This is a genomic window from Pseudomonas sp. GW101-3H06 (assembly GCF_059424605.1).
Map to the genome: position 1 here is coordinate 3,481,054 of NZ_JBWKZO010000001.1, position 20,929 is coordinate 3,501,982.

Sequence of the window (20,929 nt, forward strand, 5' to 3'; positions counted from 1 at the left end):
ACACTCCGCTTTCGCGAGCAAGCTCGCTCCCACCGTTTTGATTTTGTGTAGTTGATAAATCAGTTTGCCCCGCGCGATTGTTCTGGTATTTGATTGAGCCTTCCCACTGGCAAAAGGACTTCATCATGAGCTACCGCACGCTGGGTCATTCGGGTTTGCAGGTGTCCACTCTGACCCTGGGCACTATGATGTTCGGCGAACAGACCAGCCCCGGAGATTCCCTGCGGATCATCGGCAAGGCCTGGGATCAGGGCATCAATTTCATCGACACCGCCGATGTCTACACCAACGGCCGCTCCGAAGAAATCGTTGGCGAAGCGATCGCCAGTCGCCGCCATGAATGGGTCCTGGCCACCAAGGTCGGTTTTGGTCCGGTGGATGGGGTGCCGAACCGCAGCGGCCTGAGCCGCAAGCACCTGTTCAATAGCATCGACGCCAGCCTGACGCGCCTCGGTACTGACTACCTCGACATCTATTACCTGCACCGCGAAGACCACAACACGCCGCTGGAAGTCACGGTGTCGGCGATTGGCGATCTGATTCGTCAGGGCAAGATCCGCTATTGGGGTTTGTCGAACTACCGGGGCTGGCGCATTGCCGAAGTCATACGTGTCGCCGATAAGCTGGGGGTCGACCGGCCGGTGATCAGCCAGCCGCTGTACAACATCGTCAACCGCCAGGCCGAAACCGAGCAGATCACCGCCGCGCAAAACTATGGACTGGGCGTGGTGCCCTACAGCCCGCTGGCGCGCGGCGTGCTCAGCGGCAAGTATGCGCCGGACGTGAAACCGGACGCCAACAGCCGCGCCGGGCGCCAGGACAAACGCATCCTGGAAACCGAATGGCGCGTAGAGTCCTTGCGCATCGCCCAGCAGATCCAGCAATACACCCAGGAACGCGGGGTGGGCATCGTCGAGTTCGCCATCGCCTGGGTGCTGAACAACCGCGCCGTCACCTCGGCCATCGTCGGCCCGCGCACCGAAGCGCAGTGGGATGCCTACACTCAGGCGCAGGCAGTGAAGATTACGACTGAAGATGAAGCGTTCATTGATTCACTCGTGACGCCGGGTCATGCGTCGACACCGGGGTTCAATGATGTGAGCCATTTCGTCTCAGGTCGTAAACCGCACAACAACTGAAGTAACACATAGCCCACCTGTGGAAGCGAGCCTGCTCGCGAAAGCGCCAGGTCAGTTGACATCATCACTGACTGCTCCTCCGCCTTCGCGAGCAGGCTCGCTCCCACAAGGGTTCGTCACTGGGCTGTGGGAAATATTGATCACCCGAACAATATTCAGCACAAAAACCACGTATCCTCCGCACCCCGTTTCACCTTCAAACCTCGCGAGGACAGCTTGTCTAAAGGTATCGCTCTATCGGTTTCAGCCTCGGTGCTGTTTGCCGTCATGTATTACTACACTTCGCTGCTCACCCCCCTGAGCGGCGTGGAGATTTTCGGCTGGCGCATGCTGCTGACCGTGCCGTGCATGACCGTGTTCATGGTGGTGTCCGGCGAATGGCGGCGTGTGGCTGACCTGGCACGGCGGATCAGCCTCCGGCCGAAGTTGATCGGCGGCCTGATCGTCTCGTCGGCGTTGCTGGGTGTACAACTCTGGCTGTTCATGTGGGCACCGCTCAACGGCTACAGCCTCGACGTGTCGCTGGGTTATTTCCTGTTGCCGCTGGCCATGGTGCTGACCGGGCGCATCGCCTACGGTGAACGCCTGTCGTACCTGCAAAAAGTCGCGGTGTTCTTCGCCAGCCTGGGCGTGGTCAATGAGTTGTATCAGGTCGGTGGTTTTTCCTGGGCCACACTGGTGGTGGTCGTGGGCTATCCGCTGTACTTCGTGCTGCGCAAATGGCTGAAGGCTGACAACCTCGGCGGACTGTGGGTGGACATGACCCTGATGCTGCCGATTGCCTACTGGTTCGTGCACGGTGGCGAGCAAGGCTTCGGCGTCTTCGATCAACACCCGGCATTGGCCTGGCTGATTCCGCTGCTCGGCCTGATCAGCGCCTCGGCACTGGTGGTCTACATCATCGCCAGCCGCTTGCTGCCGTTCAGCCTGTTCGGCTTGTTGAGTTATGTAGAGCCGGTGCTGTTGCTCGGTGTCGCGTTGTTGCTGGGTGAAAGCATCAAGCCGGGTGAGTGGCTGACCTATATCCCGATCTGGTTGGCAGTGCTGGTGTTGGTGTTTGAAGGGTTCAAACACCTGATGCGCCAGCGACGGCCTTAAGGCAAACACAAATCAATGTGGGAGCGAGCCTGCTCGCTCCCACAGTTTTTAGCGGTAGACCGGGTTAATCAGTAGACAACACACCACGACGAACCTGGTCGCGCTCGATGGATTCGAACAGCGCCTTGAAGTTGCCTTCGCCGAAACCATCGTCACCCTTGCGCTGGATGAATTCGAAGAACACCGGTCCCATCAGGGTTTCCGAGAAGATCTGCAGCAGCAGACGCTTGTCGCCCGATTCGGACGAGCCGTCCAGCAGAATGCCCCTTGCCTGCAGTTCGCCGACCGGCTCGCCGTGGTTCGGCAAACGGCCTTCGAGCATTTCATAGTAGGTGTCCGGTGGCGCGGTCATGAAGCGCATGCCGATGCTTTTCAGGTGATCCCAGGTCTTGATCAGGTCGTCGGACAGGAACGCAACGTGCTGGATGCCTTCGCCGTTGAACTGCATCAGGAACTCTTCGATCTGCCCGGCGCCCTTGGACGATTCTTCGTTCAACGGGATGCGGATCATGCCATCCGGCGCGGTCATGGCCTTGGACGTCAGGCCGGTGTATTCGCCCTTGATGTCGAAGTAGCGGATCTCGCGGAAGTTGAACAGCTTCTCGTAGAAGTTCGCCCAGTAGGCCATGCGGCCGCGATACACGTTGTGGGTCAGGTGGTCGATGATCTTCAGGCCGGCACCGACCGGGTGGCGGTCCACGCCTTCGAGGTATACGAAGTCGATGTCGTAGATCGAGCTGCCTTCACCGAAACGGTCGATCAGGTACAGCGGCGCGCCGCCGATGCCTTTGATCGCCGGCAGGTGCAGCTCCATCGGGCCGGTTTCGATATGGATCGGCTGGGCTCCGAGTTCCAGGGCACGCTTATAGGCTTTCTGCGAATCCTTGACCCGGAACGCCATGCCGCACACCGACGGACCGTGCTCGGCCGCAAAGTACGAGGCCACGCTGTTGGGTTCGTTGTTGAGGATCAGGTTGATTGCGCCCTGGCGATAAAGGTGCACGTCTTTGGAGCGGTGGGTCGCGACCTTGGTGAAGCCCATGATCTTGAAGATCGGCTCCAGGGTGTTGGGGGTTGGCGATGCGAATTCGATGAACTCGAAGCCCATCAGGCCCATTGGGTTTTCGTATAAATCTGCCATGGTTGGCGCCTCATCATTCTAATCAATTAACAAAGGTTAGTTGCTAGCAATGCTGAGACCGGTGGGTGGCGCGCAGGAGATGCCCCGCACGCTGCGGGCGAGGAAGTCACCGTAGATCAATTGAAACCCAAAACTCTTCATTGTCGACCCAAGGCTCTTGCGGGCGAGGCTTCTGCTGCCAGAAGACGTTATTCTTATATGCGTAACCTGATTCTACACAGCGTAAATCAGTTTGTCCGCCTTCTGTATAAAATCCGCTTTTTACCCGTAGACGCAAGGGGTTTGTTGCACAGGTAAATCCCCGTCAGAACCAGCCCTCCCCCCACGTACATCGCCAGCGTCAGTTGCTCACCCAGCAGCAGCGCGCCGAGGATCACCGCTGTCAGCGGGTTCAGGGCGATAAACACACCGGAGCGGGTCGCACCGATCTTGCGGATGCCGTCGTAGTAGCCAATGTACGCCAGGGCCGAGCCCAATACGCCCAGGTACATCAGGCTCAGCCACTGTGTCGGGCCAAGACTGGCAAGTGCTTGCACACTCACCTCGCCGCGAATCGCACAAATCAGCCATAGCATCAAGGTGCCCAGCAAAATCGACCAGGTCACCGTTTGCACCGGCCCCAGGCCGTGATTCAGCTCCCTGGAGCACAGCGAATAAATCCCCCAGCCGAGTACGCAACCGAGAATCAACAGGTCGCCGATCCAGGCGTCGGGATTGTCGGCGAGCAGTTGCGGGTTGCGGCTGACGATCACCAGGCTTGCGCCGGCAATGCAGATGGCGATACCGATGACTTTCAGCGGACTCAAGCGCTCCTTGAATAACAGCCACGAGGCCAGGCCGATCACCGCCGGGTTCAGCGCCACGATCAACGACGCCCGCGAGGCGTTGATGTAATGCAGGCCATAAAAGAAACAGAGGTTGTAAAAGAAGATCCCGAAAAACCCCAGCAGCACCAATTGCAACCATTGCCTGGGGCTGGGACGCACCAGCCGTACGCGGGTCAGGAATAAAAACAGCAGCAACGCCGCACTGGCCAGAAGGAACCGCAGGCTGGCGGCAAACAGCGGACTGAGGCTGTCAGCCAGAAACCGCCCGGCCACAAAGGTGCCGCCCCAGATCATGGTGACCGTCGCCAATTTCAAATAAACGGGCACATTGGACTGTCTGGACAAGCTTTGTTCACATGTGGACATACGTCTCCGGGTTCGCAATCGAAGGGATGTTGTATCATTGGACTAATACTCAGTCATCGTAAAATGAGTAATCACTCATGACCTTCACACAACTGGAAATCTTCTCCACCGTGGCTGAACTCCACGGCTTCACGGCGGCGGCCAATCGCCTGGGGATGACCCAATCGGCGGTGTCCCATGCGTTGAAATCCCTGGAGCAGGAACTGGGCGTCGAACTGCTGCGCCGCCATCAATCCCCGGTTGAATTGAGCGATATCGGCCAGCAGCTTTTGCTGCGCGCGCGGGCCATGCTCGGGCTGGCCAATACCTTGCGCCAGGAAGCGGCGGATGCCCGGGGCATGAAACGCGGTACCTTGCGCATCGGCTCATTCGGCCCTACTTCGTCGATCAAATTGCTGCCCTCGATCCTGCAGCACTACCGCGCCGAACATCCGGGCATCGAGGTTCACATCGACGAAGGCCCGGATCGTCAGGTGGTCCAGTGGCTGGAAGAACGGCGCATCGACATTGGTTTTGTGGTGCTGCCTGACGAGCGTTTTGACACAGTGGCGCTGATGGAGGACCAGATGGTCGCGCTGCTGCCGGCCAATCATCCGCTGGCGACCCGCGACAGCGTGAGCCTGAGCGACTTGTGCCACGCCCCTTTCGTATTGACCGAGGCCGGATCCTCGGAGCTGGTGACACGGTTGTTCAACGCCGCCCGACTGACCCCTAATATCCGTTTCCGCTGCTCGCAGTTGCTGAGCACCCTCGACACGGTGGGGCGCGGCGAGGCCTTGACCGTGGTCGCCGAAGGCTCGTTACCCGAACTGAATGACAGCCGCTATGTGAAAAAGAATCTGTCCCCCGCCGTAGTCCGACAGGTCGGCCTGGCCGTACTCGATCAGCGCCAGGCATCACCGGCGGCGCTGGCCTTCATCAAACTGGCCCAGCGGCTCGATTACCGTTGAGCGGCACAAGTGCCAAGAGCCAACTATCATGGCTCGAACTTGAACTCTTCTCGCAGGGCGTTGCGTCCTGCCGGCATTTGAGAGCCCTATGTTATTGCGACAGGTTTCGCGAATGCCACTGAACGCCAAGACCCGCAAACGCAGCACCAGGATTTCTGTGACCCTCGCAAGCGGATTGCTCCCGGTCGTGCTGGGTGCTGTCATTCTTTATATGCAGGCTGAACGAACACTTAAACAAAGCGCTGAACTAACCGCCGAAGCAGCCACCCGTCAATTCGAACTGATGCTCGACAACACCGCTCAGGCTGCACGGGAATTACTGCCACTGGCCGGACAGAGTTGCATCGATGTCAACCTGGCGTTGCGCGAACAAGTCACCCGGCGCCCTTTCGTGCGTTCGACCAATCTGGTGTGGGATGACACCATTTATTGCAGTTCGCTGTTTGGCGACTATCACGAGAAGATCGCATCTGGGGACTATGCCGGGGGTCGTTTGCAATTAATGAAGGGCAACCCGGTCACGCCCGACACCGCATTGCTGGTGTATCGGCTTGGTGAAGGCAAACGCGGCGCGATGAGCATGCTCGATGGCTATCACCTGAGTAACGTCTTGCGCATGATCGGCGGCAAGACGCTGCTGGTTTTGCAGGTCGGCCCCAATTGGTTGTCCGCCGACGGCCAGTTTCATGATGACGCCTTGCCAGAATTTCCGGTGGCGCAAACCAGGCTCGAGTCTTCCCGTTATGCCTTTGGCGTAGAGGCCGGTTTTCCCGAAGGCGAAACCTGGCGCTACATGAGCAGTGAATATCCGCCGCTGTTCAGCCTGCTGATCTTTTTTGGTGCTGTTTCCGGTTTGATCGGGCACCTGCTGCAAAAACGCTCGTCATCACCGACTCATGAAATGAAGCGTGCGCTGGAAGCGGCAGAGTTCGTTCCTTACTTCCAGGCGGTCGTGCACGGTGACAGCAAAAAACTGTCGGGTATTGAAGTATTGATGCGCTGGAATCACCCGAAAGAGGGCCTGGTGCGTCCGGACCTTTTCATTCCGTTCGCCGAATACTCCGGACTGATCGTGCCGATGACCCGCTCATTGATGCAACAGACCTCCGCGCTGCTGGCGCCGCTGTCCGCGTCGTTCAAAGAGCCCTTTCACATCGGCATCAACATCACCGCCAATCACTGCCAGGATCTGGACCTGGTCGAAGATTGCCGCCGATTCCTCGCAGCTTTCGCGCCGGGGTCCATTTACCTGGTGCTGGAGTTGACCGAGCGCGAACTGATCGAGCCCACGCCTGTTACCCATCAATTGTTCGAGCAGTTGCACGAACTGGGGGTGAAGATCGCCATCGATGACTTCGGTACCGGCCATTCCAGTCTCGGCTACCTGCGCCAGTTCAATGTCGACTACCTGAAAATCGACCAGAGTTTCGTTGCGATGATCGGCATCGACACACTGTCCGGCCACATTCTGGACAGCATCATGGAACTGGCCGCCAAGCTCGATCTGGCGATGGTTGCAGAAGGTGTGGAAACACAGGCACAAAGTGATTACCTGACCGCCCATAACGTTAACTTCCTGCAAGGCTATCTGTATGGGCGACCGATGCCCGGGGTGGAGTTCGTTAGTGCATTAAGTGACCATTAACTAACGTTTTCAAGCGACGAGACAGCGATAGAAGGCACCAATTTGAAACAAAAAACCGCGCTTGGTTACATGAAAAAAAAGACATGATTTACTCTTGCCTCATTAACTACTACAATTTTTCTTGCCTGCGGTTATTTGGCAGGCGAGCCATTTATCACCGAGTCGCTTCAAGGCTCTTGGCTTATAGCTTTGTTTGCGGTTGGTATCAGCCAAACACACTATTGGAGTAAAGATATTGTCCAGACTCGCTGAATTTCGTGCAGCTGAAAAGGCCCTTCAAGAGCAGCTCAAGCAGCTTGAGTCCCTGAAGAACGATGCCGGGCTCAAGAAAGAAATCGAATTCGAAGAAAAGCTCCAGGGGCTGATGAAAACCTACGGCAAGAGCCTGCGCGACATCATCGCCATTCTCGATCCGAACCCGGCCAAATCCGGTCTGCAGCAGGCATCGGCGCCTAAAACCCGCCGCGCTCGTGTGGTCAAGGTTTATCAGAACCCGCACACCGGTGAACTGATTGAAACCAAGGGTGGCAACCACCGCGGCCTGAAAGCCTGGAAGGAACAATACGGTGCCTCTACCGTTGATTCCTGGTTGCGCGGCTAAGCACTTGCGCCGTTAAAAAAGCCCTGCGAATGCGGGGCTTTTTCATGAATAGCCGCTAAATGCAACGATGTTGGTCGATCAACTCGCTACTTGCCGGCTAACTTTCTGCTTAATCCTTTTGGGTATCTAAACATTTCCGCATGGGCATAAAGCCTGAAGTCACTAAAGTCTTCGATTAAAGTTTCAAGGCGCTACGCGCCGCCTGTATTTCATCCTGACTGGCCTTATAAGCCTCGGCCTGCCCGGCGTAGGAAAGAACGTAGGCTTTATTGGCGTCCACTGCAGCGACCAAAGTCTGAGAAAGCACATGACGGCCGTTTTGCGTAATGGTGCAGGTGGTTTCCAGCGCCGACAATCGGCTCAAGGTCGTCGGATGAATCCGGTTGCAGACACTTTGATAGCCGCCCTGAAAAAAGTCTTTCTGCACTGATTTGCGCATCTCCAGCAACACGCCTTCAAGGTTCACCTGGTGACCACTTTCCACCTGCGTCATGGTCAATTCCATCACCATCACCGGCGTGCCGCCCGAATCGACTTTCACCGCGCGCTGGCGGGAAACAGCGGAAGCGGCATCACCCGGGGCCATCTCTTCGACCTGCCAACCCGCAGGCCAGATCATGACCGGCGTCTCGGCCTGGGTGCTGGCGACCCAAGACAGCATGCCAACCAGGATAAACACCGATTTACCGAATCGAATCATTGCAATCAACACTCGCGTTTTGAACCGTGAAGTCTGAGCCCGGGCCGGCTGCCAGGCAATAGCCGACGCATTGGGTTTGGTGATGTCCGAACCCTTGCGTATCATGGTCGCCATTCGATAGCCCCGCTTACATTCCGGAGGGCCCATGAGCCTGCACGAACTGAACACCTTCCCCGGCGTCACCGCCCAACCTGATGCCGCGACGCAAAAATTCGTCTTCAACCACACCATGCTTCGGGTCAAGGACATCACCAGATCGCTGGATTTCTACACGCGCATCCTCGGTTTTTCGCTGGTGGAAAAACGCGATTTCCCTGAAGCCGAATTCAGCCTGTACTTCCTCGCGCTGGTCGATAAATCACAGATCCCGGCTGACGCCGCCGCGCGCACCGAGTGGATGAAATCGATCCCCGGCATTCTCGAACTGACCCACAATCACGGCACCGAAAACGACCCGGGCTTCGCCTACCACAACGGCAACACCGACCCGCGCGGCTTTGGCCACATCTGCATCTCGGTGCCGGACATCGTTGCCGCGTGCGAGCGCTTTGAAGCACTGGGCTGCGACTTCCAGAAACGCCTGAATGACGGCCGCATGAAGAGCCTGGCGTTCATCAAGGACCCGGATAACTATTGGGTCGAGATCATCCAGCCTGCCCCACTCTGACTTTCAGTGTGCCCCCTGTGGGAGCGAGCAGGCTCGCTCCCACAGAGAAGAGGCCTGCCCTGTGCAATGCCTGAAACACAAAACCCCATGACCAGTCATGGGGTTTTGTGTTTTCAGCCTCGGCGTTTATGCCGGAGCCGACGTGCGGATCAGATGATCGAAAGCGCTCAGGGAAGCCTTGGCGCCCTCGCCCACTGCGATCACGATCTGCTTGTACGGCACGGTGGTCACGTCGCCGGCGGCGAACACGCCCGGTATCGAGGTTTCACCACGGGCATCGACGATGATCTCGCCGCGCGGTGACAGCTCGATGGTGCCTTTGAGCCAATCGGTGTTGGGCAACAGGCCAATCTGCACAAAGATGCCTTCCAGCTCCACGCTGCGCAGTTCGTCGGTCTGACGATCCTTGTAGCGCAGGCCGTTGACCTTTTGGCCATCGCCGGTCACTTCAGTGGTTTGCGCACTGGTGATCACGGTAACGTTCGGCAGGCTGTGCAACTTGCGCTGCAACACCGCGTCGGCGCGCAGTTGCACATCGAACTCCAGCAGAGTGACATGGGACACGATACCGGCCAGGTCGATGGCCGCCTCGACGCCGGAGTTACCACCGCCTATCACCGCCACGCGCTTGCCTTTGAACAGTGGACCGTCACAGTGCGGGCAGTACGCCACGCCTTTGTTGCGGTATTGCTGCTCTCCCGGCACGTTCATTTCACGCCACCGCGCGCCGGTCGCCAGGATCACGGTCCTGGCTTTGAGCCTGGCGCCACTGACGAATTGAATTTCATGCAGCTCGCCATTCGTGCCCGGCACCAGCTTGTCGGCACGTTGCAGGTTCATGATGTCCACGTCGTACTGCTTGACGTGTTCCTCCAGCGCCACCGCCAGTTTCGGCCCTTCGGTTTCCTGCACCGAAATGAAGTTCTCGATAGCCATGGTGTCCAGCACCTGGCCGCCGAAACGCTCAGCCGCGACACCGGTGCGAATGCCTTTACGCGCGGCGTAGATGGCCGCCGAAGCACCGGCCGGGCCACCGCCGACCACCAGCACATCAAAGGCTTGCTTGGCGCTGATCTTCTCGGCCTGACGCTCGATGCCGCTGGTGTCGATCTTGGCGATGATTTCTTCCAGGCCCATGCGACCCTGACCGAAGTTCACCCCATTGAGGTAGATGCTGGGCACCGCCATGATCTGGCGCTCATCGACTTCGGCCTGGAACAGTGCGCCGTCGATGGCGACGTGACGAATGTTGGGGTTCAACACGGCCATCAGGTTCAACGCCTGGACCACATCCGGGCAGTTCTGGCAGGACAGCGAGAAATAAGTCTCGAAGTTGAACTCGCCTTTGAGCGAACGGATCTGTTCGATGACTTCGACACTGGCTTTCGAAGGGTGGCCGCCGACTTGCAGCAAAGCCAGCACCAACGAAGTGAATTCGTGGCCCATCGGGATGCCGGCGAAACGCAGGCTGATATCGGCACCCGGGCGATTGATCGAAAACGATGGCTTGCGGGCATCGTCACCGTTGTCGAGCAAGGTAATTTGGGTAGAAAGACTGGCAACGTCTTTCAGCAGTTCGAGCATTTCCCGGGATTTCGCACCGTCGTCGAGGGAAGCAACGATCTCGATCGGTTGGGTGACCCGTTCCAGGTACGATTTCAACTGGGCTTTAAGATTGGCGTCCAACATACGGGCGATTTCCTTTACTGAATTTTTTGCATAAAAAAACGCCCGAGCGAATCTCGCCCGGGCGTTTTTATTGGGCGGTGCAGCTTACTGAGCAGGTGCGGAGTTCCGCCCCGGATTACGCGTCACTGACTTAGATCTTGCCGACCAGGTCCAGGGACGGAGCCAGAGTGGCCTCGCCTTCTTTCCACTTGGCTGGGCAAACCTGGCCTGGGTGAGCGGCAACATACTGGGCAGCCTTGATTTTGCGCAGCAGCTCGGAAGCGTCGCGACCCACACCGCCGTCGTTCAGCTCGACGATTTTGATCTGGCCTTCTGGGTTGATCACGAAGGTGCCACGGTCAGCCAGGCCAGCTTCTTCGATCAGCACGTCGAAGTTGCGGGAGATCACGTGAGTCGGATCGCCGATCATCGTGTACTGGATTTTGCCGATGGCTGGCGAGGTGTTGTGCCAGGCAGCGTGAGCGAAGTGGGTATCGGTGGAAACGCTGTAGATCTCGACGCCCAGCTTCTGGAATGCGTCGTAGTTGTCAGCCAGGTCTTCCAGCTCGGTTGGGCACACGAAGGTGAAGTCGGCTGGGTAGAAGAACACGACCGACCACTTGCCTTTCAGGTCAGCGTCCGACACTTGTACGAAGTCGCCGTTTTTGTAGGCAGTAGCTTTGAACGGTTTAACTTGGCTGTTGATGATAGGCATCGTTGACTCTCCGTCAGGGGTTAAGAACTTGATGGAGTGGACTTTACCCACTCGACGGACGGATGGCTCATTGGCAAACCTGATGCCGCTGATTGGCTTTCGCTATTAGCCACAGGTATTAATAGAAGAAAACGATCTTGGGGAAGCGAGCCTGCTCGCGATGGTCGTCAACAAGGTCATCGCGGGCAGAGTCTCTACAAAGGTTTTTCCGAGAGCCGGGTCATGCCGAGGAACGGACTGGCTTCGATGTAGCGCATGGCGGACTTCATGTCCTTCCAGCCCACGTAGCTCATCAATGACTTCAAGTCCCAGCCACTCTGATGCGCCCAGGAAGCAAAACCGCGGCGCAACGAGTGGCTGGTGTAATGGTCGGCGGCGATGCCGGAACGCTCAAGCGCCTGACGCAGCAATGGGATCACGCTGTTGGCGTGCAAGCCCTCCTCGCTCAAATGGCCCCAGCGATCAATACCGCGAAAGACCGCCCCGCGCACCAGAGCGGCTTCAGTGATCCAGGCGATGTATGCCTGCACCGGGCATAACCGCTGCAAGGCCGGTGTCTGGTAAGTCTTGCCGAGGTTTTCGCGGTCACTTTTGCTGCGTGGCAGATACAAGCTGATGCCGGATCCGGCTGTGGCTTGCACGTGTTCGACCTGCAAACGACACAACTCGTCGCTACGGAAACCTCGCCAGAAACCCAACAGGATCAACGCCGTGTCGCGCCTGGCTCGCAGCAATCCCGGTCGATCACCCTGACTCAAGGCGGTTTGCACTTCTCGCTCCAGGGATTCGATCACTTGTTCCAGATGCTGAAGCTGCAATGGCTCGGCCTGCTTCTCCTGGGCCGGATGCAACGCACGAATCCCCTTGAATACCTTGCGTACCACCGGCGCTTTCGTCGGGTCGGCGAAGCCCTGGCTGTTGTGCCACTGCGCCAGCGCCGACAATCGCAGCTTCAAGGTGTTGATCGACAGCACACCGGCCTGAGCGACCAGATAACGCGCCACGCTGTCGCCGGTGGCTGGCAGAAATCCACCCCAAGTCACTTCGAAGTGCTCAATGGCGGCTCGATAGCTGCGACGGGTGTTGTCGCGTGTGGCGGCTTGCAGGTAACGGTCCAGCTCGGTCATGGGTCGACTCTTGAAAATGTACCGTGTGAACAGACACAAAACCGGCTTTCGGGGTCTCACACGGGGTAATACCAGTATATCCCGTGTCAAGAACATGCTGTATTTAACTTTCACAACACAATGGTACAATGTGTATTTACGTAATACGTACCACATCACGAAATGGTAGGAGCAGTCATGGCCCGTGGCGGTGTAAATAAGGCAGTCGTGCAAGCTGCGCGTTTGGCGATCCTCGCTCGCGGCGAGAACCCCAGCATCGATGCAGTACGGATCGAAATGGGTAATACCGGCTCGAAAACCACGATTCATCGGTATTTGAAAGAACTGGGCGACGGCCCTGAAACGGCGGAAACAGAGGCCTCGGAACCCATCGACGACGAATTGCTGGCACTGGTTTCACGACTGGCACAACGCTTGAAAGAGCAGGCGCAAGCGCCGATCGATCAGGCTCGCGAACAGTTCGAATCGCAACGTAAGGCGCTGGAAACGCAGCTGGAAGAAGCCCGGGAAGCCAACACCGAACTGCATCAGCAGTACGAGATTCAGAGCCTGGCACTGACCCAGGAGTCCGAGGCACTGCACGAAACCCGCGCCCTGCTGCAGACCGAGCAAACCCGCAATGCCGGGCTGAACCAGGCGTTGGCCGATTTTGAATTACGCTTGCAGGACAAAGACGAGCAGATCCGCTCGCTGGAGGAAAAGCACCTGCATGCGCGAGACGCGCTTGAGCACTACCGCAATGCCGTCAAGGAGCAACGCGAGCAGGAACACAGCCGCCATGAAAGTCAGGTGCAGCAGTTGCAGATGGAGTTGCGTCAGGCACAGCAAAGCGCACTGGTGCGCCAGGATGAAATCACCCAGCTGCACCGCGACAACGAGCGTTTGCTGACGGAAAATCGCGGCACCTTGCGCGAGCTGAGCCTGCTGCAGGAACAGCTCAAGCAGAGCAACAACCGTCAGGACCAGTTGCTGGAGCAAGCCACCCGTGTCGACGGCGAACGCACCCTCCTCCAGGAACGTTTGCGCGTCGCCCTGCTGGAAAGTCAGTCGCTTAAACAGAATGTCGATGAACAGGCACAGATTAACAAGTCACTGGAAATCGAGTTGATCAAAGCCCGGGCGGAGCTTGAAGAAAGCAGGCGCCTGAGCGAGCCCGACCCTATGTAGGAGCGAGCTTGCTCGCGATGGACGTCAACGATAACGCGCCCCGCCTGAATGATCGCGGTGCCTTGACGTTTTTCGCGAGCAAGCTCGCTCCTACAAGGGACGATTAACCGGCGACCGGCGTACGCATGGTGACGAACTCTTCGGCGGCCGTCGGATGTACGCCGATGGTTTCGTCGAAGTCGCGTTTGGTGGCGCCCGCCTTCAAGGCGATCGCCAGACCTTGCACGATCTCGCCAGCTTCCGGCCCGACCATGTGACAACCCAGCACCTTGTCGGTCTTGGCGTCTACCACCAGTTTCATCAGCGTGCGCTCCTGGCATTCGGTCAGGGTCAGCTTCATCGGCCGGAAACGGCTTTCGAAGATCACCACCTCATGCCCGGCATCGCGCGCTTCTTCTTCGGTCAATCCGACGGTACCGATGTTCGGCAGGCTGAACACCGCGGTCGGAATCATCTTGTAATCCACCGGGCGATACTGCTCAGGCTTGAACAAACGCCGCGCCACCGCCATGCCTTCGGCCAGTGCCACCGGCGTCAGTTGAACGCGATCGATCACATCGCCCAGGGCCAGGATCGACGGCTCGGCAGTCTGATACTGCTCATCCACTTCGACAAAACCTTTCTTGTCGAGTTTGACCCCGGTGTTTTCCAGCCCGAGATTGTCCAGCATCGGACGCCGGCCGGTGGCGTAGAACACACAATCAGCCTCCAGCTGGCGACCGTCCTTGAGCGTCACCTTCAGGCTGCCATCAGCCTGTTTGTCGATACGCTCGATGTCGGCGTTGAATTGCAGGTCCATGCCGCGTTTGGTCAGCTCTTCCTGCAAATGCTTGCGCACCGAACCATCGAAGCCGCGCAGGAACAATTCACCGCGATACAGCAGCGTTGTCTGCGCACCGAGGCCGTGGAAAATCCCGGCAAACTCGACGGCGATGTAACCACCACCCACCACCAGCACGCGCTTTGGCAGTTCTTTGAGGAAAAATGCCTGGTTGGAGCTGATCGCATGTTCGTGTCCCGGAATGTCAGGGATCTGCGGCCAGCCGCCTGTGGCGATCAATATATTCTTCGCCGTGAAACGCTCGCCATTGATCTCGACGGTGTGCGGGTCGACGATTTTCGCGTGACCTTCATGCAGGGTCACACCGCTGTTGACCAGCAGGTTGCGGTAAATGCCATTCAGGCGATTGATCTCACGGTCCTTGTTGCCGATCAGCGTCGCCCAGTCGAACTGCGCCTCATCCAGACTCCAGCCAAACCCCGACGCCTGCTCGAAGTCCTCGGCGAAATGCGCGCCGTAGACCAGCAACTTTTTCGGCACGCAGCCGACGTTCACGCAGGTACCACCCAGGTAGCGACTCTCGGCCACCGCCACTTTGGCGCCGAATCCGGCAGCAAATCGAGCCGCCCGCACACCGCCGGAACCGGCGCCAATCACATAAAGGTCAAAGTCGTGGGCCATTTTCTATCTCCTCGGCAGGTGACCAGCATACCCGTGAGCGCTCGCTGGGCAAGCGCCGTAAATGAAAAAGCCACCCGAAGGTGGCTTTTCAATACAAGCAGGTCGAGCGCGCTATCAGTACGCCTTGCCCGTCTTGTAGAAGTTCTCGAAGCAGAAGTTGGTCGCGTCGATGTAGCCTTCGGCGCCACCGCAGTCGAAACGCTTGCCCTTGAACTTGTAGGCCATGACGCAGCCGTTCTGGGCCTGTTTCATCAGGGCGTCGGTGATCTGGATTTCACCGCCCTTGCCTGGCTCGGTCTGTTCGATCAGGTCGAAGATGTCCGGGGTCAGGATGTAGCGACCGATAATGGCCAGGTTCGATGGCGCGTCTTCCGGTTTTGGTTTTTCGACCATGCTGTGAACGCGATAGATGTCGTCACGGATCATTTCGCCAGCGATGACACCGTACTTGTTGGTCTCTTGTGGATCGACTTCCTGAATCGCCACGATCGAGCAGCGGAACTGTTTGTACAGCTTGACCATCTGGGTCAGTACGCCGTCGCCTTCGAGGTTGACGCACAGGTCGTCCGCCAGCACCACGGCGAACGGTTCGTCGCCGATCAGCGGACGGCCGGTCAGGATCGCGTGGCCCAGGCCTTTCATTTCGGTCTGGCGGGTGTAGGAGAATGAGCAGTTGTCGAGCAGTTTGCGGATGCCGACCAGGTATTTTTCCTTGTCGGTGCCTTTGATCTGGTTTTCCAGCTCGTAGCTGATGTCGAAATGGTCTTCCAGGGCGCGTTTGCCGCGACCAGTGACGATGGAGATTTCGTTCAAACCAGCGTCCAGTGCTTCTTCGACGCCGTACTGGATCAGTGGCTTGTTTACCACCGGCAGCATTTCCTTGGGCATGGCTTTAGTCGCTGGCAGGAAGCGAGTACCGTAACCGGCTGCTGGGAACAAGCATTTCTTGATCATATAAGTCCTTGAAAGGGCTGTGTGTACGAGTTTCGGCGCAGTCTAATCAGGCGGCGTGCACCTTACAATGCCCCGCGCTGGCTAACCGATGCCATCATAGAGAAATATTCTGGCGGATAGTTCCGCAAGAGGTGATGTTCGTCCTTCGGCAACCTGTAAGTGATAGCAGAGACCGCCAGGATTGCACGCTCTGTCTACTGACAAACAATCACACCTGCCGCATCGTTCGACACCCGCCAGGTTATTTGGCGCTATTATGGCGCACTTGAACCAGCCAACGAGGCAGATAGATGTCGGCAGCAAAAAGCGTCAACGGGTACCTGATCAACAAGGCAAAAGACGGCCAGTGGTGGATAGGCAACGCCGGGGGCGAAAATATCGTCGGGCCTTTTCCGACCGAAGCCATGGCGATCGAAGTGGCGTCGGTGCTGGAGCTGGAACACCCGGAACCTAAACGGCGCGGTAAAGACAAGAACTGACATGCCCACAGCCCTGCCATTGCGCAGGGCTTTTTTGTGACGACTGAAGAAAAGTGGCCTTTCGCTATAATCTTTTGCCCGCGACGCTGTCACAGGCTTTGCCCATCACTATGACGATGACAACGACATGACCCGATTTTTGCCGCTGATTGCGGTATTGGCCCTGAGTGGCTGCGCGACGTCCGAAACCACCTATCTGAACAACGGCGAACAAGGCCTGGCCATTGATTGCTCCGGGGAAGCCAATTCCTGGGCGGCCTGCTATGAAAAGGCCGATGCCTCCTGTGCCGGTACCGGTTACCGCATCGTAGGCACCGACGGCACGCCGGCCCCCGAGGAAAGCGACAAGACCCTGGGGGTCGACGTCGGCAACTACAAGAACCGCAGCGTGGTCGTGGTCTGCAAGTAAGGCGACCTGCCCCTGCCTATTGAATAGAGTCAGTTGATCAGCCGGAAATGCACGCGGTAGCGGCATTGCGTACATCAAAGGGGCGTAGCGGCACGTTGGAGATACGTTCATGAAGCTTGATCGCGCTGCCGCCGGAGCGCTCTTCGATATCAAATACGGCGGCCGGCCCCGATGACAGTTTCTGCGGCACAATCACCCGAACCCCGTCTTTCTGTGGCTCGATCTGCAGGGCGCCGCGACTGCCGGCGAGTTTTTCGCTCAGGCATTGCGCGTACTCATGGGGTTTCTTGCCGGAAATCACGTTCATGGTGGGCAGGGTCTCGTTGATGTCCGAGACACTTGCACAACCACCTGTCGCCAACGCCATTGGCAGGACCCACACACCCCACTTCATACAAAACCTCCGATAAAGACCCTCCGACAGCACAGAGGCGTTTTTTCTCCGGGCCCGACAGCATTTATCGCTGAAAGAATGCCAAATAACCGTTTTTAATTGTCAAAGCGGACCCAGGCAGCCAGATAATAACGGCTGCGGGCTGATAAACTGCGCCCATTGCCCACTGCTATCGTTTTGATTTTGTAGAAAAAGCCCTTCTGGAGGCGCCCATGAAATTTATCCACCAGCGCGAGCACCTCAACGAAGACGACATCGTCGTCATTCAATGCTCGCAGATGTGCAACATCCGTTTGATGAACGACGCCAACTTCCGCAGCTTCAAGAATGGCGGCCGTCACACCTACCACGGTGGCGCGTTCGACACCTTCCCGGCCCGCATCACTGCGCCGAGCACCGGTTTCTGGAACATCACCATCGACACGGTCAACCGCCGGGCAATCAGCGTGACCCGCAAACCGACCCTGACCCATTCGATCAAGATCATCCGCCGCTCCAGTTCGAAACTGAGCTGAGTGACGTCCCCGCTTTGAACAGAGCATCAAACAGACAGGTATGACCGTGGCCCAGACAACCAAATACGTCATCAAATACAAGCTCAACGGCGAACGCCGCTTCGAGTTCGCCCAACTGGAAAACGGTACCGAGGAAGAAGCGAAGGCGGCACTGGACGCTTTGCACGGCCAGGGTGAAGACGTCATCAGCGAAATCAGTGTGAGCAAAGCGCTGTAACGCATCCGCACGTTGAATTTGACCGCAAGCGCCGGAGTGTCCGCATCATCAGAGCTTTCTAAACTGGTTCCTCAATCATGTGAGGCCCGGTAATGAGCGAGAACTACCTGAACAGACTGGATTGGCCTCTGCTTGAACAGCAACTCGATCAGGACGGCTGCGCGGTCATCCCGTCGCTGTTGAGCCACAAGGCGTGTGATGACATCAGCGCCTTGTACGCCCAATCCGAGCCTTTTCGTTCGCAAGTGATCATGGCCCGTCATGGTTTTGGTCGCGGCGAGTACAAGTATTTCCGATACCCGCTGCCGGATCTCGTGGCCCGGTTGCGCCGTTCGCTCTATCCGCGCCTGGTGCCGATCGCCAATCGCTGGCATGAACAGATGGGCTTGCCGAACCGGTTCCCTGACACGCATGAAGCCTTTCTCGAACGTTGTCATGCCGCCGGTCAGGCGCGTCCGACACCCTTGTTGCTGCAATACGGGCCGCAGGACTACAACTGCCTGCATCAGGATCTGTACGGCGAACACGTCTTCCCGCTGCAAATAGCGATTCTTCTGTCAGAACCGGGTGAAGATTTCACCGGTGGCGAGTTCGTGCTGACCGAGCAGCGCCCGCGCATGCAGTCGCGCCCGCAGGTCATCGGCCTGAAAAAAGGTGACGGCCTGATCTTTGCGGTCAATCAGCGCCCGGTCAAAGGTGCACGCGGTTACTATCGAGTGACCCTGCGTCATGGCGTCAGTCGCCTGCACAGCGGAAAACGGCATACCCTTGGCATCATCTTCCACGACGCATCATGAACCTCATGAACCCGACCACCTTTGACCTGTTTGCCGATGAAGAACCCGGGCAGCCACCTCGACGCGAGCGGATCGGCGAACAATCCTGGGTCTTGAGAGGCTTTGCCCTGCCCTGGCTGGAGCGCTTGTTGCCTGCACTGGAGGCGGTGCTGGCGACTGCGCCGTTTCGGCAGATGGTCACGCCGGGCGGTTTCACCATGTCCGTCGCCTTGAGCAGCTGCGGTACATGGGGCTGGACTACCGACCGCAGCGGTTATCGCTATACCCGCCACGATCCGGAGACTGGCCGGCCCTGGCCACCCATGCCTGAAGTGTTCCTCCAACTGGCGCAAGCCGCGGCGCGGGAAGCAGGGTTCACGGAGTTCGTGCCGGACTCCTGTCTGATCAACCGCTATATCCCCGGTGCAAAAATGTCATTGCACCAGGACAAGGACGAGAAATCCTACGCGGCGCCTATTGTTTCGGTATCACTGGGGCTGCCGGCCATGTTCCTGTTCGGCGGTTTTGAACGCGCTGACAAAAGCCAACGGGTGCCGTTGTTGCATGGCGACATCGTGGTCTGGGGCGGCGTCGATCGCTTGCGTTATCACGGCGTCCTGCCGATCAAGGATGGCCAGCACCCGCATTTGGGGCAGCAGCGAATCAACTTCACTTTTCGCACCGCTGGATGAAGGATTGGAGTTTGACCGCAAGCGCCGGAGTGTGGCCGTACTGGCGAGTGGTTAATCTGCGGCAAACGGGTCAACGGATATAAAGCCATGACAAGCCAATCGACAAAAATCAGCACCGAAAACGATCCACGCTGGGCCGCTGTTGTTGCCCGCGATCCGCAGGCGGACGGGCAGTTTGTCTACGCAGTGAAAACCACCGGGATCTACTGCAATCCCAGCAGTCTGGCACGCTTGCCCAAGCCGCAGAATGTCGTATTCTTCGATACCGCCGAACAGGCGCAAGCGGCGGGTTATCGTCCGAGCAAGCGTGCGGCTAAGGACCAGAGCGAGATGGCCGCCCGGCATGCGGCAACTGTGGCCGCCGCCTGCCGTCGGATCGAAATCGCCGAAGAACTTCCTGCACTGAACGAGCTGGCCGAAGCCGCGGGCCTGAGCAGCTTTCACTTCCATCGGGTGTTCAAGGCCGTCACTGGCCTGACACCTAAGGGTTACGCCGCGGCCCATCGCTCACGCCGGGTACGGGAGCGGCTGGCGGATGGCAGTTCGGTCACTGACGCCTTGTATGATGCCGGCTTCAACTCCAACGGGCGTTTCTATGAGGCGGCGGATCAGGTGCTGGGCATGAAACCCGCCGATTACCGCGCCGCCGGCCAGAACAACGACATTCGTTTTGCCGTCGGCCAGTGTTCCCTCGGAGCGATACTGGTGGCGCAAAGTGAGCGCGGGGTGTGCGCGATCCTGTTGGGAGATGATCCACAGCAACTGGTCTGCGATCTGCAGGACAAGTTTCGCCGAGCCAACCTGATCGGCGCCGATCAAGCCTTCGAACAGTTGATCGCCAGAGTCGTGGGTTTTATCGAAGCCCCGGCCCTGGGCCTGGACTTGCCGCTGGATGTGCGCGGCACGGCGTTTCAGGAGCGGGTCTGGCAAGCCTTGCGGGAGATTCCTGCCGGTAGCACTGCGAGCTACGCCGATATCGCACAGCGCATTGGCTCGCCGAAAGCGGTTCGCGCTGTGGCACAAGCTTGCGGCGCGAACAGCCTGGCGGTGGCGATCCCCTGCCACCGCGTGGTGCGCAGCGATGGCAATCTATCGGGTTATCGCTGGGGTGTGGAGCGTAAACGGCAGTTGCTGGAGCGGGAAAGCCAATAACAGATCGCAGCCTGCGACAGCCCCTCCATTGGAATGCGTTCCTCTGCACGAGCTGCCGAAGGCTGCGA

At 58.1% G+C, this 20,929-nt stretch carries 23 protein-coding genes; 14 read left to right on the forward strand and 9 right to left on the reverse strand.

Annotation, left to right across the window (positions count from 1 at the left end; translation table 11 throughout):
• Positions 1-125 precede the first annotated feature (125 nt).
• Entirely contained in the window at positions 126-1,139 is a 1,014-nt protein-coding gene (locus tag AC07ZE_RS15820) for an aldo/keto reductase (protein WP_207265642.1), read from the forward strand.
• Between the two features lie 216 nt (positions 1,140-1,355).
• Positions 1,356-2,237, forward strand: a complete 882-nt coding sequence (rarD, locus tag AC07ZE_RS15825; RefSeq protein WP_207265643.1) for an EamA family transporter RarD — start codon at positions 1,356-1,358, stop codon at positions 2,235-2,237.
• A 64-nt stretch (positions 2,238-2,301) separates the two neighbouring features.
• On the opposite strand, the gene hppD is transcribed toward rarD, so the two are convergent.
• Positions 2,302-3,378 (reverse strand): 4-hydroxyphenylpyruvate dioxygenase, encoded by a 1,077-nt coding sequence (hppD, locus tag AC07ZE_RS15830; protein ID WP_095194752.1) that lies wholly within the window; start codon positions 3,376-3,378, stop codon positions 2,302-2,304.
• Positions 3,379-3,605: 227 nt separating this feature from the next.
• Complete coding sequence (locus AC07ZE_RS15835) at positions 3,606-4,571, reverse strand: DMT family transporter (protein WP_207265644.1); 966 nt, start codon at positions 4,569-4,571, stop codon at positions 3,606-3,608.
• Between the two features lie 77 nt (positions 4,572-4,648).
• On the opposite strand from AC07ZE_RS15835, the gene AC07ZE_RS15840 reads away from it, so the two are divergent.
• The 3 genes from AC07ZE_RS15840 to AC07ZE_RS15850 all read left to right on the forward strand — a co-directional run bounded on the left by AC07ZE_RS15840 (position 4,649) and on the right by AC07ZE_RS15850 (position 7,767).
• Positions 4,649-5,521 (forward strand): LysR family transcriptional regulator, encoded by an 873-nt coding sequence (locus AC07ZE_RS15840; RefSeq protein ID WP_207265645.1) that lies wholly within the window; start codon positions 4,649-4,651, stop codon positions 5,519-5,521.
• A gap of 112 nt (positions 5,522-5,633) precedes the next feature.
• On the forward strand, positions 5,634-7,166 hold the full coding sequence (locus AC07ZE_RS15845) for an EAL domain-containing protein (RefSeq protein WP_207265646.1): 1,533 nt from the start codon (positions 5,634-5,636) through the stop codon (positions 7,164-7,166).
• Positions 7,167-7,401: 235 nt separating this feature from the next.
• Positions 7,402-7,767, forward strand: coding sequence for a histone-like nucleoid-structuring protein, MvaT/MvaU family (locus AC07ZE_RS15850; RefSeq protein WP_207265647.1), 366 nt, complete (start codon positions 7,402-7,404; stop codon positions 7,765-7,767).
• A gap of 175 nt (positions 7,768-7,942) precedes the next feature.
• Here the strand turns inward: AC07ZE_RS15850 and AC07ZE_RS15855 are convergent, their stop codons facing one another.
• Complete coding sequence (locus AC07ZE_RS15855; RefSeq protein ID WP_207267827.1) at positions 7,943-8,467, reverse strand: DUF4946 domain-containing protein; 525 nt, start codon at positions 8,465-8,467, stop codon at positions 7,943-7,945.
• 145 nt (positions 8,468-8,612) lie between these two features.
• Between AC07ZE_RS15855 and gloA the strand changes: the two genes are divergently transcribed.
• Positions 8,613-9,134, forward strand: a complete 522-nt coding sequence (gloA, locus tag AC07ZE_RS15860) for a lactoylglutathione lyase (protein WP_207265648.1) — start codon at positions 8,613-8,615, stop codon at positions 9,132-9,134.
• A 126-nt stretch (positions 9,135-9,260) separates the two neighbouring features.
• Here gloA and ahpF read toward each other — a convergent pair whose 3' ends face one another.
• The 3 genes from ahpF to AC07ZE_RS15875 all read right to left on the reverse strand — a co-directional run bounded on the left by ahpF (position 9,261) and on the right by AC07ZE_RS15875 (position 12,644).
• A complete protein-coding gene (ahpF, locus tag AC07ZE_RS15865) occupies positions 9,261-10,823 on the reverse strand; it encodes an alkyl hydroperoxide reductase subunit F (RefSeq protein WP_207265649.1) in 1,563 nt (520 codons plus the stop codon).
• Between the two features lie 130 nt (positions 10,824-10,953).
• Positions 10,954-11,517, reverse strand: coding sequence for an alkyl hydroperoxide reductase subunit C (gene ahpC, locus AC07ZE_RS15870; RefSeq protein WP_095194743.1), 564 nt, complete (start codon positions 11,515-11,517; stop codon positions 10,954-10,956).
• A gap of 194 nt (positions 11,518-11,711) precedes the next feature.
• Complete coding sequence (locus AC07ZE_RS15875) at positions 11,712-12,644, reverse strand: site-specific integrase (protein WP_207265650.1); 933 nt, start codon at positions 12,642-12,644, stop codon at positions 11,712-11,714.
• Between the two features lie 177 nt (positions 12,645-12,821).
• Between AC07ZE_RS15875 and AC07ZE_RS15880 the strand changes: the two genes are divergently transcribed.
• Positions 12,822-13,811: a DNA-binding protein gene (locus AC07ZE_RS15880; RefSeq protein WP_207265651.1), complete on the forward strand. Its 990-nt coding sequence runs from the start codon at positions 12,822-12,824 to the stop codon at positions 13,809-13,811.
• Between the two features lie 103 nt (positions 13,812-13,914).
• On the opposite strand, the gene gorA is transcribed toward AC07ZE_RS15880, so the two are convergent.
• Positions 13,915-15,273, reverse strand: a complete 1,359-nt coding sequence (gene gorA, locus AC07ZE_RS15885; RefSeq protein WP_207265652.1) for a glutathione-disulfide reductase — start codon at positions 15,271-15,273, stop codon at positions 13,915-13,917.
• A 114-nt stretch (positions 15,274-15,387) separates the two neighbouring features.
• On the reverse strand, positions 15,388-16,227 hold the full coding sequence (gene galU / locus AC07ZE_RS15890; RefSeq protein ID WP_095194738.1) for a UTP--glucose-1-phosphate uridylyltransferase GalU: 840 nt from the start codon (positions 16,225-16,227) through the stop codon (positions 15,388-15,390).
• A 290-nt stretch (positions 16,228-16,517) separates the two neighbouring features.
• Between galU and AC07ZE_RS15895 the strand changes: the two genes are divergently transcribed.
• On the forward strand, positions 16,518-16,706 hold the full coding sequence (locus AC07ZE_RS15895; RefSeq protein ID WP_095194737.1) for a hypothetical protein: 189 nt from the start codon (positions 16,518-16,520) through the stop codon (positions 16,704-16,706).
• Positions 16,707-16,833: 127 nt separating this feature from the next.
• Complete coding sequence (locus AC07ZE_RS15900; RefSeq protein ID WP_137806317.1) at positions 16,834-17,115, forward strand: hypothetical protein; 282 nt, start codon at positions 16,834-16,836, stop codon at positions 17,113-17,115.
• 37 nt (positions 17,116-17,152) lie between these two features.
• Here the strand turns inward: AC07ZE_RS15900 and AC07ZE_RS15905 are convergent, their stop codons facing one another.
• Positions 17,153-17,509 (reverse strand): hypothetical protein, encoded by a 357-nt coding sequence (locus AC07ZE_RS15905; protein ID WP_207265653.1) that lies wholly within the window; start codon positions 17,507-17,509, stop codon positions 17,153-17,155.
• A gap of 212 nt (positions 17,510-17,721) precedes the next feature.
• Between AC07ZE_RS15905 and AC07ZE_RS15910 the strand changes: the two genes are divergently transcribed.
• The 5 genes from AC07ZE_RS15910 (at position 17,722) to ada (ending at position 20,861) form a co-directional block, all read left to right on the forward strand.
• On the forward strand, positions 17,722-18,024 hold the full coding sequence (locus AC07ZE_RS15910; RefSeq protein WP_057400164.1) for a DUF1883 domain-containing protein: 303 nt from the start codon (positions 17,722-17,724) through the stop codon (positions 18,022-18,024).
• A 46-nt stretch (positions 18,025-18,070) separates the two neighbouring features.
• Entirely contained in the window at positions 18,071-18,241 is a 171-nt protein-coding gene (locus tag AC07ZE_RS15915; RefSeq protein ID WP_095194899.1) for a hypothetical protein, read from the forward strand.
• A gap of 92 nt (positions 18,242-18,333) precedes the next feature.
• The gene (locus AC07ZE_RS15920) at positions 18,334-19,038 is read left to right on the forward strand and encodes a 2OG-Fe(II) oxygenase (protein WP_207265654.1); all 705 of its coding nucleotides are present in this window, start codon (positions 18,334-18,336) and stop codon (positions 19,036-19,038) included.
• 5 nt (positions 19,039-19,043) lie between these two features.
• Entirely contained in the window at positions 19,044-19,709 is a 666-nt protein-coding gene (gene alkB, locus AC07ZE_RS15925; RefSeq protein ID WP_207267828.1) for a DNA oxidative demethylase AlkB, read from the forward strand.
• Positions 19,710-19,796: 87 nt separating this feature from the next.
• Positions 19,797-20,861: a bifunctional DNA-binding transcriptional regulator/O6-methylguanine-DNA methyltransferase Ada gene (ada, locus tag AC07ZE_RS15930; RefSeq protein ID WP_207265655.1), complete on the forward strand. Its 1,065-nt coding sequence runs from the start codon at positions 19,797-19,799 to the stop codon at positions 20,859-20,861.
• Positions 20,862-20,929 lie beyond the last annotated feature (68 nt).

Bases quoted from the DNA above. Each gene is read 5' to 3' on its own strand.
- AC07ZE_RS15905 (WP_207265653.1), bottom strand. From the start codon at position 17,509: ATGAAGTGGGGTGTGTGGGTCCTGCCAATGGCGTTGGCGACAGGTGGT.
- gorA (WP_207265652.1), bottom strand. From the start codon at position 15,273: ATGGCCCACGACTTTGACCTTTATGTGATTGGCGCCGGTTCCGGCGGT.
- AC07ZE_RS15910 (WP_057400164.1), top strand. From the start codon at position 17,722: ATGAAATTTATCCACCAGCGCGAGCACCTCAACGAAGACGACATCGTC.
- ahpF (WP_207265649.1), bottom strand. From the start codon at position 10,823: ATGTTGGACGCCAATCTTAAAGCCCAGTTGAAATCGTACCTGGAACGG.
- AC07ZE_RS15845 (WP_207265646.1), top strand. From the start codon at position 5,634: ATGCCACTGAACGCCAAGACCCGCAAACGCAGCACCAGGATTTCTGTG.
- AC07ZE_RS15820 (WP_207265642.1), top strand. From the start codon at position 126: ATGAGCTACCGCACGCTGGGTCATTCGGGTTTGCAGGTGTCCACTCTG.
- AC07ZE_RS15840 (WP_207265645.1), top strand. From the start codon at position 4,649: ATGACCTTCACACAACTGGAAATCTTCTCCACCGTGGCTGAACTCCAC.
- AC07ZE_RS15835 (WP_207265644.1), bottom strand. From the start codon at position 4,571: ATGTCCACATGTGAACAAAGCTTGTCCAGACAGTCCAATGTGCCCGTT.
- AC07ZE_RS15895 (WP_095194737.1), top strand. From the start codon at position 16,518: ATGTCGGCAGCAAAAAGCGTCAACGGGTACCTGATCAACAAGGCAAAA.
- AC07ZE_RS15900 (WP_137806317.1), top strand. From the start codon at position 16,834: ATGACCCGATTTTTGCCGCTGATTGCGGTATTGGCCCTGAGTGGCTGC.
- ada (WP_207265655.1), top strand. From the start codon at position 19,797: ATGACAAGCCAATCGACAAAAATCAGCACCGAAAACGATCCACGCTGG.
- galU (WP_095194738.1), bottom strand. From the start codon at position 16,227: ATGATCAAGAAATGCTTGTTCCCAGCAGCCGGTTACGGTACTCGCTTC.
- AC07ZE_RS15880 (WP_207265651.1), top strand. From the start codon at position 12,822: ATGGCCCGTGGCGGTGTAAATAAGGCAGTCGTGCAAGCTGCGCGTTTG.
- alkB (WP_207267828.1), top strand. From the start codon at position 19,044: ATGAACCCGACCACCTTTGACCTGTTTGCCGATGAAGAACCCGGGCAG.
- hppD (WP_095194752.1), bottom strand. From the start codon at position 3,378: ATGGCAGATTTATACGAAAACCCAATGGGCCTGATGGGCTTCGAGTTC.
- gloA (WP_207265648.1), top strand. From the start codon at position 8,613: ATGAGCCTGCACGAACTGAACACCTTCCCCGGCGTCACCGCCCAACCT.
- AC07ZE_RS15875 (WP_207265650.1), bottom strand. From the start codon at position 12,644: ATGACCGAGCTGGACCGTTACCTGCAAGCCGCCACACGCGACAACACC.
- AC07ZE_RS15855 (WP_207267827.1), bottom strand. From the start codon at position 8,467: ATGATTCGATTCGGTAAATCGGTGTTTATCCTGGTTGGCATGCTGTCT.
- ahpC (WP_095194743.1), bottom strand. From the start codon at position 11,517: ATGCCTATCATCAACAGCCAAGTTAAACCGTTCAAAGCTACTGCCTAC.
- AC07ZE_RS15920 (WP_207265654.1), top strand. From the start codon at position 18,334: ATGAGCGAGAACTACCTGAACAGACTGGATTGGCCTCTGCTTGAACAG.